At 42.6% G+C, this 15,431-nt stretch carries 18 protein-coding genes and 1 pseudogene; 3 read left to right on the plus strand and 16 right to left on the minus strand.

Annotated elements, in window-relative coordinates; translation table 11 throughout:
• Window positions 1–11: 11 nt before the first annotated feature.
• The 8 genes from BJP34_RS13970 to BJP34_RS14010 all read right to left on the minus strand — a co-directional run bounded on the left by BJP34_RS13970 (window position 12) and on the right by BJP34_RS14010 (window position 7,631).
• Complete coding sequence (locus BJP34_RS13970; protein WP_070392875.1) at window positions 12–2,156, minus strand: ATP-binding protein; 2,145 nt, start codon at window positions 2,154–2,156, stop codon at window positions 12–14.
• 134 nt (window positions 2,157–2,290) lie between these two features.
• Complete coding sequence (locus BJP34_RS13975) at window positions 2,291–3,028, minus strand: phycocyanobilin:ferredoxin oxidoreductase (RefSeq protein ID WP_070392876.1); 738 nt, start codon at window positions 3,026–3,028, stop codon at window positions 2,291–2,293.
• Window positions 3,029–3,507: 479 nt separating this feature from the next.
• Window positions 3,508–3,747, minus strand: coding sequence for a phycobilisome linker polypeptide (locus tag BJP34_RS13985; protein WP_070392878.1), 240 nt, complete (start codon window positions 3,745–3,747; stop codon window positions 3,508–3,510).
• A 73-nt stretch (window positions 3,748–3,820) separates the two neighbouring features.
• The gene (locus tag BJP34_RS13990; protein ID WP_070392879.1) at window positions 3,821–4,681 is read right to left on the minus strand and encodes a phycobilisome linker polypeptide; all 861 of its coding nucleotides are present in this window, start codon (window positions 4,679–4,681) and stop codon (window positions 3,821–3,823) included.
• A gap of 45 nt (window positions 4,682–4,726) precedes the next feature.
• A complete protein-coding gene (locus BJP34_RS13995) occupies window positions 4,727–5,545 on the minus strand; it encodes a phycobilisome linker polypeptide (RefSeq protein WP_070392880.1) in 819 nt (272 codons plus the stop codon).
• A 54-nt stretch (window positions 5,546–5,599) separates the two neighbouring features.
• Window positions 5,600–6,418: a phycobilisome linker polypeptide gene (locus BJP34_RS14000; protein WP_070392881.1), complete on the minus strand. Its 819-nt coding sequence runs from the start codon at window positions 6,416–6,418 to the stop codon at window positions 5,600–5,602.
• A gap of 104 nt (window positions 6,419–6,522) precedes the next feature.
• Window positions 6,523–7,011: a phycocyanin subunit alpha gene (gene cpcA, locus BJP34_RS14005; RefSeq protein ID WP_070392882.1), complete on the minus strand. Its 489-nt coding sequence runs from the start codon at window positions 7,009–7,011 to the stop codon at window positions 6,523–6,525.
• A gap of 101 nt (window positions 7,012–7,112) precedes the next feature.
• Window positions 7,113–7,631, minus strand: a complete 519-nt coding sequence (locus BJP34_RS14010; RefSeq protein WP_070392883.1) for a phycocyanin subunit beta — start codon at window positions 7,629–7,631, stop codon at window positions 7,113–7,115.
• 1,071 nt (window positions 7,632–8,702) lie between these two features.
• Between BJP34_RS14010 and BJP34_RS14015 the strand changes: the two genes are divergently transcribed.
• Window positions 8,703–8,897 (plus strand): hypothetical protein, encoded by a 195-nt coding sequence (locus tag BJP34_RS14015; protein WP_149030972.1) that lies wholly within the window; start codon window positions 8,703–8,705, stop codon window positions 8,895–8,897.
• Window positions 8,898–9,155: 258 nt separating this feature from the next.
• Here BJP34_RS14015 and BJP34_RS14020 read toward each other — a convergent pair whose 3' ends face one another.
• The 4 genes from BJP34_RS14020 to BJP34_RS48855 all read right to left on the minus strand — a co-directional run bounded on the left by BJP34_RS14020 (window position 9,156) and on the right by BJP34_RS48855 (window position 10,873).
• On the minus strand, window positions 9,156–9,659 hold the full coding sequence (locus BJP34_RS14020; RefSeq protein WP_149030973.1) for a hypothetical protein: 504 nt from the start codon (window positions 9,657–9,659) through the stop codon (window positions 9,156–9,158).
• Window positions 9,660–9,747: 88 nt separating this feature from the next.
• On the minus strand, window positions 9,748–10,413 hold the full coding sequence (locus BJP34_RS14025) for a hypothetical protein (RefSeq protein ID WP_070392886.1): 666 nt from the start codon (window positions 10,411–10,413) through the stop codon (window positions 9,748–9,750).
• Window positions 10,414–10,570: 157 nt separating this feature from the next.
• Window positions 10,571–10,702 carry a hypothetical protein gene (locus tag BJP34_RS48850; protein WP_267876564.1) on the minus strand — a complete coding sequence of 44 codons (132 nt, stop codon included), beginning with the start codon at window positions 10,700–10,702 and terminating at the stop codon, window positions 10,571–10,573.
• Window positions 10,703–10,738: 36 nt separating this feature from the next.
• Entirely contained in the window at window positions 10,739–10,873 is a 135-nt protein-coding gene (locus tag BJP34_RS48855; protein ID WP_267876565.1) for a hypothetical protein, read from the minus strand.
• 406 nt (window positions 10,874–11,279) lie between these two features.
• Between BJP34_RS48855 and BJP34_RS43245 the strand changes: the two genes are divergently transcribed.
• Window positions 11,280–11,429, plus strand: coding sequence for a hypothetical protein (locus BJP34_RS43245; RefSeq protein ID WP_158517202.1), 150 nt, complete (start codon window positions 11,280–11,282; stop codon window positions 11,427–11,429).
• 208 nt (window positions 11,430–11,637) lie between these two features.
• Here BJP34_RS43245 and BJP34_RS14030 read toward each other — a convergent pair whose 3' ends face one another.
• Window positions 11,638–12,486 (minus strand): hypothetical protein, encoded by an 849-nt coding sequence (locus tag BJP34_RS14030; protein WP_149030974.1) that lies wholly within the window; start codon window positions 12,484–12,486, stop codon window positions 11,638–11,640.
• 253 nt (window positions 12,487–12,739) lie between these two features.
• On the opposite strand from BJP34_RS14030, the pseudogene BJP34_RS14035 reads away from it, so the two are divergent.
• Window positions 12,740–13,180 (plus strand): annotated as a pseudogene (locus BJP34_RS14035) (tetratricopeptide repeat protein); the annotation flags it as partial.
• Between the two features lie 312 nt (window positions 13,181–13,492).
• Here BJP34_RS14035 and BJP34_RS14040 read toward each other — a convergent pair.
• The 3 genes from BJP34_RS14040 to BJP34_RS14045 form a co-directional block, all read right to left on the minus strand.
• The gene (locus tag BJP34_RS14040; protein ID WP_070392889.1) at window positions 13,493–14,449 is read right to left on the minus strand and encodes an alpha/beta fold hydrolase; all 957 of its coding nucleotides are present in this window, start codon (window positions 14,447–14,449) and stop codon (window positions 13,493–13,495) included.
• A complete protein-coding gene (locus BJP34_RS43250) occupies window positions 14,440–14,619 on the minus strand; it encodes a hypothetical protein (protein WP_158517203.1) in 180 nt (59 codons plus the stop codon). The genes BJP34_RS14040 and BJP34_RS43250 overlap by 10 nt, the downstream gene beginning before the upstream one ends.
• Before the next feature lie 270 nt (window positions 14,620–14,889).
• Window positions 14,890–15,294: a CU044_2847 family protein gene (locus BJP34_RS14045; protein ID WP_070392890.1), complete on the minus strand. Its 405-nt coding sequence runs from the start codon at window positions 15,292–15,294 to the stop codon at window positions 14,890–14,892.
• Window positions 15,295–15,431: the final 137 nt, after the last annotated feature.

Genomic DNA, 15,431 nt, shown 5'->3' on the forward strand with positions numbered 1-15,431 from the left:
TCAAACTCCCCCTATTTCGTTAAAGCTGGTAGGGTAAAATAAAAAGTACTGCCTTTACCTAGGGAACTCTCTGCCCAAATTTTGCCGCCGTGTTGCTGGATAATTTTGCGGCAAATCGTTAGCCCCAGACCTGTTCCACCTTTCTTACGGGAATCAGATGAGTCCACTTGCTCGAAGCGCTCGAAGATACTTTCGAGCTGGCTATTGGGGATGCCTTGTCCCTGATCTTTGACTTGAAATGTGACATAGGCAGTTGTAGAGCATCCCAGCTGTTTCTGGTTTTTGGTTCTATTAACCTCGTTATCTGTGATTGCAGAGAGCCAAACTGTGCTATTGGCAGGTGAAAACTTAATTGCGTTGCTTAGTAAATTAGTCAAGGTTTGGACAATATAGTCGGGGTCAGCCCAAACAGAGAAAGAGGTGGACTTGGTTGCCAACTTAACCCCATGTTCAGTAGCCATTGTTTGCATAGCCTGGACTGCTTTTTTGATCAAGTCAGCTGCATTGCAGGCTTTTTTGTCCATATTCACCTTACCTGACTCAATGCGCTGTAGGTCTAAGACATTATTGACTAAGCGCACCAGGCGATCAGTTTGTTCGTCGGCAATTTCCAGCATTCGCTGTCCTTTGGCAGAGAGCTTACCGAGTTTTCCCGTGGCCAGGATTTTCAGGGAACCGTGAATTGAGGCCAGAGGGGTGCGGAGTTCGTGACTGACCACTGAAATGAACTCGTCCTTCATCCGTTCTATGGCTTTGCGATCGCTAATATCACTTGTTAAAGCAAAAAAACCTTTGACTAAACCCTCCTCCTCGCTGAGATGAGGGATGTAGGTAACGCTGACAGAGTGAGTGCGTCTATCTTTGAGGGTCATTTCATGTTCGTAAGTGACTGTCCGACCTGACAAGGCAGCCTCCACATGGACCCGAATCTGCTGATAGACTTTTTTCCCATGGACTTTCTGAAGGTGAGATCCAGACACCTCTAAAGGGGAAAGTCCCAACCAGGTTTTGTAGGCTTGATTGTTGAAGCGATAGCGCTGTTCCTTGTCAATGTAGGCAATTAAAACAGGCAGTGCATTGGTGATGAGGCGGAGTTGTTCTTCAGAACGACGCAAAGCTTCTTCTGCCTGAAGGCGATCATTGATTTCCTGTTGCAGATTGCTGTTTACTTTCCTCAACTCGGCTGTCCGTTCTGCAACCATCTCTTCCAGATTTTCCAGCAGTTGAGCTTGGGACAGGGCAATGCCAATTTGGTCTGCCAACTGTTGCATCAGTTCAACCTCAAACTCACTCCATGGTCGAGCAGCCTGACACTGATGGGCAATCAGCAAACCCCAAAGTTGATTCTGGGGTTTAACTCGGCGATTTTGGCTGTTTGTATGGGAGTTGAGGCTTTGTAAGATCGGCACAACGAGTTTCGCTTTGACATGCCATTCATCCAGAAACTCAACTAAGCACTCAGCCAAAGCGGCATCAGGGCTGTGAACATCAGCGTAAGCTTGGGTGCGACCTTGACCATAGAGTTCTCGGTACTCTGCAGGAAAGACTTCTTCGGGAAACTCAACGTCGAGAATTGCCGGATATGTCGGTAAGGTCGCTTCGCTAATGATTTTACCTGTTCCATTGGCAAAAACTTGGTAAATCAGTACTCGATCAGCCCGAAGAATTCTTTGGACCTCTGTAACAGCAGTTTGTAGAATTTCCTTGAGTTGCAAAGATTGGCGAATTTTGAGAGTTACTTCAGAGAATAACTCTACCCGCTGATGTTGGCGTTGGAGTTCCTCTTTTGCTGCTTGTCGGCGCTTGGTAATGTCCCGCAAAATCAACAAGTGATTACCAGGTGACAAGTCTATAACTGATGTATACTCCACTGCTCGTGTCGTGCCATTTGGGCAGAGGAGTTGAACTTCCCCAATTTCTTGCCCTCTTTCCCAAAAGAGGTGCCATGCTTGTTCACAATTGAGGTCTAGTTTTAAAAAATTAATAATGGACTGATTAATCAACTCCTCCCTTGCTAAACCAAATAAATCACAGACAGCAGGGTTCACCTCTATGAACTGACCGTTGTCACCAACGATAGCAATTGCTTCAAAGGAGCGCTCGAATCCAGCTTTGAGAAGAGATTCAAGCCTTTGAGGTTTCTCAGCAGACTGCATGACTACGCCAAATGTTAACTACTTTACTGTAATCTAAAGTAATCAAACTTTATTAAAAATTTACAAAAGTTAACTTTAAGACTTCTATTGCCCGTGAAATTTCAGTTGGAGATTTTCCTAAGCTCCAAACCCAATCAAGGGGAATCAAACAGCATTGTAGTTATATATCGTTGTGCCCATTGCTGACCAAAAGACTGTTCTAAGATTCTTCGAGTCTTGTCATTATGCTGCTGCTGAGTACAGTAGTAGCGTTGTCCTGCCAAAATTTCAGCTTCCTGGTAAGGAGAAGAAATCGGCATCATGGCGGTCGCAATTTGACAATGCAGAGTCAAGAAATTCTTGACTTGGTCAAGGAAAGCCGCTTCTTCTTGAGCATCGGCAGGACGCACAAATATACAAAATTCCGAAAAAATATCTCCCCACTTAGGTAAATCCCGGTGTTGAGAAAACTTAATTTTGGGTAGTTTGGCTAAAACACTGCGGTAGGATATCGGTAAAATGCGCTCAGTAGTAACGGGAGACAGATCAACAATAGCCGCACTAATAAACTTTTTTCCTCCCACAAGATCAACTCCGAAAATTGGCAAGTTGTAGTTGGAGTGGGGGAACATAACACAGTGGAGAATATCAAGGCGATGACTTACTTTTGCTAACTCTAGGTGTAACTTGCGAAACTGGGGGGTCTGATAACAGCGATTTTCAATTAATAGTTTCTCCCCTTCTAAATTTCCCTCCACGTAACCGAGATCTTCTGGTATAGTGTAGGGAGACAGAGATAAGTAATGTTGCCAGTGGTCTTCAATACAGTTTGCAAGTTTGCGAATGAGAGTATGCTGGTTTTCTCTTAGAGAGGGTTGAAGAGTTTTTAGCATCTTATATTAAGGTTTTGAATAAGGTTTTTTCCGTATCAACTTAAGCCGGAAAATTTTTGTGGTGAGAAGGTGTTAGGTGTTAGGTGTTAGGTCTGACGGGGTGACAAACAGCCTTAAAAGCCTTACTGGGTGTGGGGTGTGGGGTGACGGGTGTAGGGGAAGATCTCGAGATTGCCATGTTGGTAGGGACGGTTGAATCAGGTTTCGGACCGATCGGAAATCGCACCGGGTCACTCCAAATTCCGTTCTATTTTCCCCACACCCCACACCCCACACCCCACACCCCACACCCTGTCTACTTTTTAGCCTTGTTATCACCCCCTCAGGTGTTAGGTGTTAGGTGGCAGGTTTTGGGTATGAAAAATCTCAAACCTAAATCATAATACTTAACATCTTATTAAAAGTCCCCTAATATCTAATACCTAACCCCTAAGACCTAGCACCTCGTCCCAACTTCAACACATTTGGTAGTGTTGTTACTATGTTGTTGCCATAAGCGGACGAATGCTGACGATTTTTCCTCCCATACGAGTAATGCGCTGCATCTCTTCATTCATTTGGCTGTAGGGAACTTGAATAAAGATACTGCTACTCTTGCGTAAAGGGTAACTGTTTTTCTTGTTTTCTTCGTTCTGCCACAACCCTGTTACCTCATAGACAAAGGTACGACTTTCTGATGGTGAATTAGAACTGCCAACAATTAAAGATTTACCCAGCATTTTTCCGATACCTCTTAATAGCTACCTCAGATTAGATCAACTCCTGAACTTATAGTTTTAGAGGAAATGTGATCTAAGCAAGTGTGATACTAGCGACTTTACCTCCCATTTTGTTAATTTGCTGGAGCGTATCCGATAGTTTCTCATAAGGAACCAGAAGCTCTTTGCTAACGCGGCGCACTTTGGGATATCTAGGCAAGTTCATTCCTGATACTTCCAACCGATAAATACGACCTTCTCTTGCTGGACTTCGGAAGGTTTTATTGGGCGTAACACCTTTTTCAGAGGCTCGGTACGCCCAACCTTCACTACCGCCTGAGGGACCAACCACTGCTGAAACACTATTAAGAGCAAGTTCACTAGCAAGGCGAGACGCTGTACCTTCAACTTGTGCGCGATCGCTATTGGCATAGCCTCGGTAAAGGCGGAACATGCGAGTAAAGCCCACAACCTTTTGTCCGGTTTGAGTTGAGAAGCCTCGATAATAAGGCACGATGAAGTCACCAAAGTTTTGATCGTATTCAGCCGAATCGATATAGGAATCAATATCTGCTTCAAAGCCCTTGTTTTGGTAGAGGTCAAGGTGGTAAATTACCTCAGACTCATCATAGGGAGCTCGACCTAGCAAGTGCTTCAAGTTTAACTCAATCACCCGAGTTTGGAAGCTGTTGTACAGAAATTTCGACTTGTATAGCTCCGACTTAGCTACAGCTCGCACAAACTCCCGCACCGTGAGAGAGCCATTGCAGAGCAGGGATTCTAAACCGGTGAGGCGCTCATAAGCCATGATGTAGTCGTTACCGAGTACTTGTCGGTAAACAGCTTGAATCACGGCTTTGGCATCATCTTGGCTCCAGTTGGGGCGCAGTTCAATGGGGTTGCTATTGCTAAAGGCAGAGGTGCCTAAGCGGGATGCTGCTGTTGTAATTGCCACTTACTCTACTCCTATAGGACTCGACGTTTAGATGTTCTAGAAACTTCAGGCACGGGTAATACTCATGACTTGACAACCGCGCTTGTTTAGTTTTTGCAGGGTGGGAGATAGCCGTTCGTAGGGCACGACATATTCACTGATGCTGCGCCTGATCTGAGGGGCACGTCCCAGACCTCCTTGAGTTACTCGGAGTCGATAGAACTGTCCCTGAATGTTTGCAGTTGTGCCAGTGAGTGCTTGTCCGCCATTTGGGGTTCGCACGGGGTTTGCCATATTGCGAGCTAGCTCATAGGTTAAACTAGCACGACCGCCCTTGCCCTGAGCGCGATCGCTATTGGCGTAACCACGATAGAGCTCGAACATGCGGGTAAAGCCGACGGTTTTTTGTCCCGGTTGATTGGAAAAGCCTCGATAGTAGGGTACGATGGAGGTGCCAAAGTTCTGCTCATACTCAAGGGAGTTTATGTAGGAGTCGATATCTGCCTCAAACCCCTCGTTTTGATAGATATCGAGATGATAGATGATTTCAGACTCATCATAGGGAGCCCGACCGAGTAGGTGCTTGAAGTTTAACTCAATTACTCTCGGATGAAAGTTGCTGTAGAAGAATTTCGACTTGTAGAGTTCTGACTTGGCGACAGCCCGCACAAAATCCCTTACAGTCAGGTAGCCTTGGCAGAGTAAAGACTCAGCACTGGTGAGACGCTCAGAAGCCATGAGATGGTCGTTACCGAGTACTTGTCGGTAAACAGCCTGGATAACAGCCTTAGCATCGTCTTGGGTCCAGTTGGGGCGCAGTTCAATGGGGTTGGCATTGCTAAAAGCGGAGGTTCCCAGCCAGGATGCTGCTGTGGTAATTGCCACTTGTTATTCTCCTAATTTTTAATATTGCTTGATAGTCGTGAGATTTCAGTTGCCTTAGGCTGGTGTAATACTTGTTATTCGATCACCTTGCTTGCCAAGCTGCCGCAAAGTATAAGATAACTGATCGTAAGGCACCAGATACTCGCTAATTGTGCGCCGGATTTGAGGACCACCTCTTGTCACCCCTTGAGACACTCGCAAGCGGTAGAGCTGCCTTTGGCTACCTGAATTTGTGCCGATAACTACCTGTCCCTTGGTTTGGGTTCGGATAGGAGTTGCGGTGTTACGAGCCAGCTCATAAGTTAAGTGAGAGGGATTGCCATTGCCTTGGGCGTGATCGCTATTGGCGTAACCCCGATAGAGCTGGAACATGCGACTAAAGCCCACAACTTTCTGACCCTGTTGGCTCTCGAACCCACGGTAACTCGGCACAATCGAGTTACCAAAATTTTCTTGATATTCCTGTGAGTCGATGTAAGAATTTATCTCCGCCTCGTAACCTTCTTGATTGAAAAGATCGACATGATAGGCAATTTCCGACTCATCATCAGGGGCTCGACCCAGAAAATGCTTATAGTTCAACTCAATAAACCTTACTTGGGGTGTGGAGTTTAAGAACTTTTCCTGGTATAGTTCTGACAGAGCCAGTGCCCGGATAAAATCTCGTACCGTAATGTGACCTTGGCGCAATAGAGACTCTGCATTGGTCAAACGCTCGCAATCCATGACATGAGCGTTGCCAAAGACCTGTCGATAGGCAGTTGTAATTACTGCTTGCACTTCATCTTCTGTAGAGTTGGAGCGCAGCGACCTTCGAGGGGAATCCCCAAAAGGTGCGATTCCTAACAGGCTCGCTGTGGTTGGACTTACCATATCAGTCTCCTAAATTTCTTTTCTAAAAAACATTGCCCGGAACTTCAGAAAACCGTTAATCAACTATCAACAGCCACCTGGAGTTCCGGGCAACTCGAAAAACCCTAGCTAAGAGCGTTAATTGTGTAATCGAGATAGGAGTTTGCCTCAACGGCAGGGTCACCACTTAGACCATGGTTCGCCTTGATGTACTTAAGAGCTTCAACATACCAGCTCGGAGAAAGTTCAAAGGTGAGGTTGATTTCGGCGATTCCTGAGATCAGGTACTCATCCATCGGTCCTGTACTCCCAGTCACCAAACAATAGGTCACCATGCGCAGGTAGTAACCGATATCACGGGCGCATTTTGCCTTCCCTTCAGGAGTCGAAGCGTAGTTCGGTCCTTGCATCTGCGTGGTATAGGGGAACTTTTGGTAAACTGCTTGGGCTGCACCATTAACCAGAGTCTCAGCTTTACTGGTTAAGGTTTGAGCAGCTTCCAAACTTGCAGTAGCTTGGCGAAAACGACCGAACGCACTCTGAATTTCGGCACTGCTCAGAAAGCGGCCTTGGGAGTCAGCGGTAGCTACTGCTTCAGTTAGGGGAGTTTTCATAATGTAATCTAGCTCTCAAAAAAAAAGTTTTGCAAATTTTTCGTAAACGAATGCTACTGAAGAATTGAACGAGCAGATGGCTGTCCTAGGGTTTGGTGAAACTAGCCAACGGCAGCAGCAGCTCGATCAAAATAACCACTTAACTCAGACATTAGAGAGCTACAGTCACCAGGAGTAATGCCAGTTCTGTCATTGGCAATGGCGATCGCAGCGTCCTTCATCTTATTGATACCTTCAGCTACAGAACCTCCAGGAACTCCTAGTGCTACATAGGTTTCCCGCAGGCCATTAAGGCAGCGGTCATCTAAAACACTGCCGTCACCAGCAAAGGTGGCATAGGTTACATAGCGAAAGACAATCTCCATATCGCGCAAGCAAGCAGCCATGCGACGGCCAGTGTAAGCATTGCCACCAGGCTGGATCAATTGGGGCTGGTCTGCAAACAGACTACGGGCAGCATTGGCTACAATTGAAGAGGCATTGCTTGTGAGTCGGTTGACCACATCCATGCGCTTATTGCTTTCAGCAACCATGCTCTTGAGGGAATTGAATTGATCGTCACTGAGATATACACCTCGGGTATCAGCTTGGGCAACCACCCGTGCAAATGCATCTAACATTAAAGTCTCTCCTTACATCTTGACTTGTATAAATCCAAAACTGGATAGTAATTGACTGGCTGCCCTACTCTGCCAAACAGCAGAGTAATGAATCAATCAGCAGCCTTGAATTACTCCAGTAGCTTCAATTCCGTTGAGCCTTCTTGTTAAGAATTTTGTAGCCTCTCTCAGAGACACAAGGTAACTCAAGGAAACTGACCCCTAACTTTTAAGTCAGGGATGCAGCGGCTTTCGGACCAAAACTATTCAAGCAAATCGTCTGTGCAGATTTTGTGCAATTATGTGATTCAATTACAAATCGTAACAATTCAGCTATTTTGTTTTTGCCCTCAAGGGGTGATAACAAGGCTATAAAGCACTCTGGGTAACGGATAGAGCGTTTAGTCCTTCCTGAAAATTGAGCCGTTTGTCAGCTTTAAGAATCTTCACACGAAACTAATTATCTGACCAGTATTGAGAGGATGTCTTAGGAGGTATTGAAGGAGCTGGCAGAATTGAGTATTGTGCGATTCTCTTAGGGAGACGCTACGCGAACGGCCTATTCCGGTAGAGTTAGACGGGTGAAGATTGTTTCACAGACAGACCGGGTGATCACTGGTGAAATTACTCTTGATGTTAGGGATGGTGCTTAAATCTAGGGCAAGGGCGTGTTTGTGGTAGTGCTGCCTTTGCTCAATAAGTTGAGAATAATCGGACTATGACACAGCCTTATTCGATAGTCCGATATTAGTTGTTAGGTTTAATATTGTGCTTGTCTTTTATTTTAGTATTATTCTCTGCCATAGGGTTTAAATACTTCCCTAATTTGATGAAGGTTTAATGAAATTTGTCCTTAACACACCTAAAAACTTAAAATAAACTTTAATAAACTTTCATAATTGCTCGAAACACAACTTAAAACGTTTTGAAACTAGTTGTCAACTTTTACCGTCGTTTATGAAATTTTAGTAAATTTTTTTTTGAGCTAGAATTTATTAGGTGGAAGCGTTTAGACTGTAATTGACATTGGTTCTGACACAGCCTTATGCATCTCCAATGTTAGTTGTTAGTCAATTATTGTGCTTGAAAATTATGAAAAAAAATCTCCAAGCTATGGGACATGTATGCGTTCCTATAGCTCTTGCTGTTGTCGCTACTTGCACTACGAGTAGTGATGTCCAACAGAGCATCAAAGCTATTGTTCCATGGCTTCAGGTAGCAGCCTTTAGCACTACTACTGTTAATCAGGGATTACAGGCTGCTAAACGATTGCGTCAATTTAAATAGAGTTGATGCTGTAGATGATTAGTACTAGTTGCTGATTATCGGTATAGTTTTGCCCCCTAATTACCCAATTTTGTGATGCGACCCGTGGCGAATTTAATTTGCCTATGGGAAGCGCACCAGGGGAGGAAGAAAACTCTAAAAGTCCCCCGAGGGAGCGATTGCTCGGGGGACTAAGGGGGCTTTTTTGAAAATCAGGCGCGCTACTACGCTGGAACTGTTTATTGTTTAGAACCTTCTATTTCCTCTTTATTATTACTATTAAGTAGAATCACCTCCAAACCCTTGAAATATTATAGCTAATCCGATTACAAAAGCAGATGCAATAGTACCACCAATTTTTGACCAAGTATTGTTAGTATTAGCATTAATTTCTTTTAGAGTTTCGTTATAGTCTTTGGAAAGTTGAAAAATTAATTCTGCTATTTTTATTCTTCCTTCGTCAGATTGAATATTAGATGCTAAATCCTTTAAGGTTTTTACCGTGTGGTTAATATGATCAATTTTATCAAGTGCTTCCTGATTTACATCACCTACTTTTTCCACTAAGGTCGGGAATGTGTGAACTAATTCAGTCATGGATTCAATAAATTTAGTAGAAAATTTAGGTGAATCTTTTGCAAGAGCTTTTATGTGTTTTTCGTCAATTTCACCTTCTTCTATAAGATTTAAGATTTTTTGACTTTCTTCTAAAGATAATTCTTCAGAATTTGTCAAATTTGCTTTTTCCTTGACTTCTGCAACAAGAGAGTTGTTATTTTCCATTTTACTATTATCCTGTAACATCAACATCTATACCAAACAGCTTCAACAAACAAATAACTTGTACAAAAGCAATAATAAACGCTACCTTTTAAATAAATAATATTATTGCAATAATTATTGCTAAAGGTATCCTCATCCGCCTTATTAGTAATACAATTATATTTACTTTTAACCAGTATTTGTTCTGTTCTTCTAATCTTTCATTTACCATTAAATTGCTGCTATATATGAAAACTTTATTTGAAAATTTGATAAGATTGCTTACTTTTTGTTCATCTATTTTCATAGTCATGCTTTGGAAATCTTTAATTATTTTTTCTAAGTTTGCAAAAGAAATTAAAAATTTATAGTTTCCATGATTTCTAGTGTATATATCCAAACCTCTAGTCATCATACTTTTGAATCGCTTCATCAATTGTATATCCCATAAGAATATATCGATTTTACCGTGAAGACGATTTTTAGTACTATTAATCAAATTAATAGAATTTTCTGTTGATAAGAATATATCGGATTTCTCTTCTCTAGCTTTAAAGACTATTCGATAATTTGTTAAATAAAATTTGCCTCGAATCAATAATATTTGATTTTTTCTTCCTCTACCTGTAAGTATTCTAGCCCACAATGGGTTGAAGCTTGGTAATGGTTTACTTATGTGGTATTCTTCCGTATCAATATATATGGCAGAATCATGACTGCTAATTATTTCTTCATTATCAAGTAATTCTTCATCAAGTAATTTTTCTGTAATCATGATTTAGTTGTGTTTCTATAATCAGTTTGCAACTTTTCGTATTTTCAGCTAATCGATACTCTAAATTAGACGGTAATGCTACAAAAGTAGTAGTTTTAGTCCCCTTTTGACCAGACAGCAGCTGGAGTGTGACATGCAAGCTGCTAATAGCTGATTTTTAAGTATCTATATAGTTATCCGGGTAACCACCAACAATTACGCAAAAAATTTCTGGGGAGGTGACATGCAAGTTCAGGTGCAGCTGCGATTCTCCTACAAAGACGCTACGCGATCGCTTACTCAAGCCCATCTCTACATCCCCTGGATTATCCGATCCATGCCCGGCTCATCCCGTTGGTAACGTCTTAGTCATTATCGGGTAGTGGTTCTTCTGTTGTTGAAGGTTGAAGGTTGTTGAAGGTTGAAGGTTGAAGGTTGAAGGTTGAAGGTTGTTTAAGGTTGAACGTGATTGCGTGGCCAATAGGCCAAGGTTGAATTCACTTCTGCCTTCTGTCCTCTGCCTTGTTTTCTCCAAAGTATAGCGGTTTTTAGCCTAATGAGGTACAGATAATTTTTGGCCTGTTCCCTCTTTTCTCTTCCCTATTCCCTACTCCCTGCTCCCTGCTCCCTGCTTCTTCTAAAGCAAAATACTATGTCTTAAACTATCCTTAGTTTGCTATGAGCTAAACTTGTTACAAAACTAACACTTTATTTGTCAATAGTTATTACAAATTTCGTAAATTATCCAATTTTTTTTTTATTTTCCACTTGACAACAACCATAGACACTATTTATAATATAATCATGGCGAAAAGAGCCGCGCTTCTTGCTTGACTGGGAACAAGCGCGGCTCTCTCCCAAACCACAGTTTAGGTAACTTTATCATAATGGCAAAGACACGATTCGTTCATCATTCCATCAATTATCACGAAGCAATCGAGCGTCTTGAACAGCTTGGACAACAGAGGGAACCGAAGCAGGAAAATTGCTATCCCTATCCCATCACGGAACGAGAGCAAATTCTAATCCGACTGTAAGGAGGACAGAATGTAGAATTAAGAATGTAGAATTAAGAATGTAGAATGGAGAATGGAGAATGGAGAATGGAGAATTAAGAAGGAATTAAGAAGGCAGAATAGTGAAAGCAGAAGCCAGAAGGCATAATTCCCAATTCCCAATTCCCAATTCCCAATTCCCAATTCCCAATTCTTAATTCTTAATTCTTAATTCTCCAATGCGAACTAATTAGTAAATCACTGCACCTGGTCCTTCAGAAATACCAGTATTGGGTACTTCTTCGTCGCCAACCCATTCAGAGCCATTAAACACATTACACCACATCCATCCACTGTCTTCTCGCCCTTGATGTAACAGGTAAATTTGGTCATTATATACGACTGCTGATGGTCCAGCAGTTATCCCAGTTTTATGTATCTTGTGATCTCCAGCCCACTTATCGCCATCGAAGACATTGCACCACAGCCAACCGTTATCACCTCTGCCCTCGTGAAACACGTATACTTGACCGTTGTAGACTAATGCATCTGGATCATCGGTTAAACCTGTGGCCCGTACCTCTTTATCTCCAGCCCACTCATTGCCATCAAAAACGTTATACCAGAGCCAACCACTATCTCCTCGTCCTTGGTGGAACACATAGAGGAGGTCATTGTATACTACTGCTGATGGACTAGAGGTAATTCCGGTTTTAGGAACTTCTTGATCCCCAGCCCACTCATTGCCATCAAAAACGTTATACCAGAGCCAACCACTATCCCCTCGTCCTTGGTGGAACACATAGAGAAGGTCATTGTATACTACTGCTGATGGGCCAGCTGTTATACCAGTCTTACCAATTTCTTTATCTCCAGCCCACTCATTGCCATCAAAAACGTTATACCAGAGCCAGCCACTATCTCCCCGTCCTTGGTGGAATACATATAACAGGTCATTGTATACTACTGCTGATGGATCTCCTGTCATCCCAGTTTTAGGAACTTGTTGGTCTCCAACCCATTCATTGCCATCAAAAACGTTATACCAGAGCCAGCCACTATCTCCTCGCCCCTGATGAAATACGTAGATGTTGCTCATTGTTTGTTCCCTAATTTGTCTATAGTTAATCATACTAGTACCACAATACACCTATAAACATTCTAGAAATAGCCTGGGGTACGGCAGGGCATCTCGGAACCTGGATTGACGGTAGGTCAAGCTACTTAACCTAATCTCCTATGAGCTTCACGACGAGCCCACTGTGGCGAATCATTCCCGTAAAGTCAAAAATCTGGGGGGTAAAGCTATATCGTTGATGACAAAAGGAGGAGTATAAAAAGCGGTAGAGGCAGAAAAAATACTGCAAAAAGCTTTGGAAATAGAACCAGACTCACCAGATTTACTCAATAACTTAGCTGGTACCTATCAAATGCAAGGACGCACAGAAGAAGCCTACAACCTTTTGTCAGAACTATCATCAAAATATCCTGATTATTTATTTCCAATTATATCTCTGGCAAGGTTGAAAATCAAAAAAGGAGAAATTGCCGAAGCAGAAGCTTTGCTCAAGCCTCTAATATCTCGCAAGCGCTTTCAGTTTTCGGAATTTAGTAATTTTTGCACTGCTCAAATTGAATTATTCATGGCTAAAAAAGACAAAGATAGCGCTCGTAAGTGGTTGCAAATGTGGGAGAATTTAGACCCGGAGAACCCTGAATTGCTGCCATGGAAACTTAAGTTAGATGGGAATAATTTGTTGAATAAGTTGAAGTCGATGGTGAGTGGCTGGTAATTTAGTGGTTTGACACTCCCCGCCCTATAAGAGCAATTATATGACTTAATCAGGTACAAAGCGATCCCCCTAAATCCCCCTTAACAAGGGGGACTTTGAATTTGATAATTGTACCTCATAACTGCAAGAAACGCTAGTTGTCATCGGGACGTAAAATAATTTTATAGTCCTTTAATGATTTCATTCTATCGGCTAATGTTGACTTCTTTGGTAAATGTGTTTACCCTGGAGCTATTTGTCTTAACTAAGTTTTATTTTCAATTTGCTTAGAAAGCGAACACTCTACTGTTATCTTAAGATGACTTTTAATTGCTACTCAAACCAAGAAATAGCATCTGCGACAACTTTTACAAATTCATAGGTTGACTCATAAGGCAAAACATTACGACCAGGAATTTTACGACCTTCACCTTGAGGAAGATGCTTGATATACTGAGCTAGTCGGTCTTCTGGTGTTTCAGATTTACCCACCTTACTAATACTTGAAGCTTGCTCTCCTACTACTACTAGGGTAGGTTGAGACGTATTAGCGATCGCTTGTTGATAGTTTTGTCGCCAAAAGCCAGCCAGAAAAGAAAAAACTGCGTAGCGGCTAGCTGGATTAATTGCTCCCTTTTGGAGATTATCTAACCATTCGTTATCTACTGTAGAACTTTCAGCAAACAGTTTATTTTCCGAAAACTTTTGCAGGAATTGACGGCGACGAGCATAACGAAAGAAGGCACTACCTAAAGGAGATTCGAGGAGATTCCAAGCAACTCGCTGCTGCCAGTATTTAGTTTCTGCTGTCATCAGAGACCAAGACGGAGGAGCTGAGAGTACTAACCCTTGAATATAATTTGGTTCAGTTTGCTTTTGGATCAAGGTAAGTGCCACAGCTAATAAAGCCCCTTGCACTAGCAGAATCACCGGTTTTTTGACTACAGTTGTTAAAAAATAGTGTAACTGGTCAGCCCAATCAATAGGGTAGTAAGCAACAGGGGGCATTTCGCTTTCGCCACATCCTAGCAAGTCGGGATTATAAATTAGATGACCATTGCCAGTGTTCAACCACTCCTGGCAAAAGCGATGCCAAAAAAAGCGTGATAGTCCAACACCAATAGGATGGACTAATAGTAGAGGAGTTTTCGTCTTAGCACTGTCATCTGTTGGGGTATAGACTTCATAGGCACAACGGTAATTATGCCAAGTGTATAATTCTTCTTTATGTAAGGATGTTTGCCCATTATCTGTCTTGGGCGAACTGGAAGCAGAAGAGTTCAATGCCATCTCAAATCCCTCAAAAGTCTTGTGGGTATTATAGCAATTATAACACTCATGAGGTACAATTTTATGGGTTTTAGGGAATAGGGAACAGGGAACAGGGAGCAGGGAGCAGGGAGCAGGGAGCAGGGAGCAGGGAGCAGGGAGCAGGGAGCAGATAATAGTGAATAAGTCAAAACAATGTGTACCTCATAGTTATGAAAAACGCTATATAGTACGTTGTCATCTGCTCAAGATCTGAGTCTAATGGAACTAGGGAAGACTTTTGAAAAGGACAGCATGGGTGGCATGGGAGTCGCAATCACCGACACCCAATTTGGCAGAGAAAGTAAGGCAAAAAAAAGATCGCACTTCCAATACTCAGGATGCGATGTGCGTACCCTCTCTTTGAACATGGGTACGCACTCCATCGGTAAATGTGTTTACCCTGGGGCTATTTGTCTTAACTAAGTTTGATTTTTAATTGGCTTAGGAAGCTCACACTCTACTGTTATTTTTAGATTACTTTTAGCCGTGCCTTTGGTTACATAAGGAATCCCCGCTTCTCCCCCTAATTCAATCCCAAATTCTAGGGTAACTTTTTTAACATTAGGTATTGGCTTTTTCTTAAACGCATTTAAGCCAATAATGGTGTAAGCCCGGATCGTCCCTTCAATGGTTTGAGCGTGTTGTATTATTTGCTGTCGTAGCCTTTCAGGAGAACTCATCCCCTTGTCGGTGAGGGCTTCTTCTTCCTCTTCTTCTTCGTCTTGGTTGTCTGGGCTGCTTACCGTAGGAATGTCTAAATCCTCTGTAGCTTCAACATAAATAATTGTGCCATCCTCTAGCTGAATTGGCGTTAATTGTGTCATAGTATGGTATTTAGTAAACTTAAGCATTCAGCTATCAGCGGTCAGCGGTCAGCGGTCAGCCGTCAGCCGTCAGCCGTCAGCTTATTTTATTCACAAGCTGTTTGGTGTAGCTTAGCCTATGGCTAATGGTTGATAGC

The sequence above is a fragment of the Moorena producens PAL-8-15-08-1 genome (assembly GCF_001767235.1).
GTDB classification, from domain to species: domain Bacteria; phylum Cyanobacteriota; class Cyanobacteriia; order Cyanobacteriales; family Coleofasciculaceae; genus Moorena; species Moorena producens_A.

Excerpts from the sequence above, each read along its gene's own strand:
- BJP34_RS14040 (WP_070392889.1), bottom strand. The coding sequence starts at position 14,449 with ATGGCATTGAACTCTTCTGCTTCCAGTTCGCCCAAGACAGATAATGGG.
- BJP34_RS14000 (WP_070392881.1), bottom strand. The coding sequence starts at position 6,418 with ATGGTAAGTCCAACCACAGCGAGCCTGTTAGGAATCGCACCTTTTGGG.
- BJP34_RS14020 (WP_149030973.1), bottom strand. The coding sequence starts at position 9,659 with ATGGAAAATAACAACTCTCTTGTTGCAGAAGTCAAGGAAAAAGCAAAT.
- BJP34_RS13985 (WP_070392878.1), bottom strand. The coding sequence starts at position 3,747 with ATGCTGGGTAAATCTTTAATTGTTGGCAGTTCTAATTCACCATCAGAA.
- BJP34_RS14015 (WP_149030972.1), top strand. The coding sequence starts at position 8,703 with ATGAAAAAAAATCTCCAAGCTATGGGACATGTATGCGTTCCTATAGCT.
- BJP34_RS48850 (WP_267876564.1), bottom strand. The coding sequence starts at position 10,702 with ATGGGCTTGAGTAAGCGATCGCGTAGCGTCTTTGTAGGAGAATCGCAG.
- BJP34_RS14030 (WP_149030974.1), bottom strand. The coding sequence starts at position 12,486 with ATGAGCAACATCTACGTATTTCATCAGGGGCGAGGAGATAGTGGCTGG.
- BJP34_RS14025 (WP_070392886.1), bottom strand. The coding sequence starts at position 10,413 with ATGATTACAGAAAAATTACTTGATGAAGAATTACTTGATAATGAAGAA.
- BJP34_RS43245 (WP_158517202.1), top strand. The coding sequence starts at position 11,280 with ATGGCAAAGACACGATTCGTTCATCATTCCATCAATTATCACGAAGCA.
- cpcA (WP_070392882.1), bottom strand. The coding sequence starts at position 7,011 with ATGAAAACTCCCCTAACTGAAGCAGTAGCTACCGCTGACTCCCAAGGC.
- BJP34_RS14045 (WP_070392890.1), bottom strand. The coding sequence starts at position 15,294 with ATGACACAATTAACGCCAATTCAGCTAGAGGATGGCACAATTATTTAT.
- BJP34_RS14010 (WP_070392883.1), bottom strand. The coding sequence starts at position 7,631 with ATGTTAGATGCATTTGCACGGGTGGTTGCCCAAGCTGATACCCGAGGT.
- BJP34_RS13975 (WP_070392876.1), bottom strand. The coding sequence starts at position 3,028 with ATGCTAAAAACTCTTCAACCCTCTCTAAGAGAAAACCAGCATACTCTC.
- BJP34_RS13970 (WP_070392875.1), bottom strand. The coding sequence starts at position 2,156 with ATGCAGTCTGCTGAGAAACCTCAAAGGCTTGAATCTCTTCTCAAAGCT.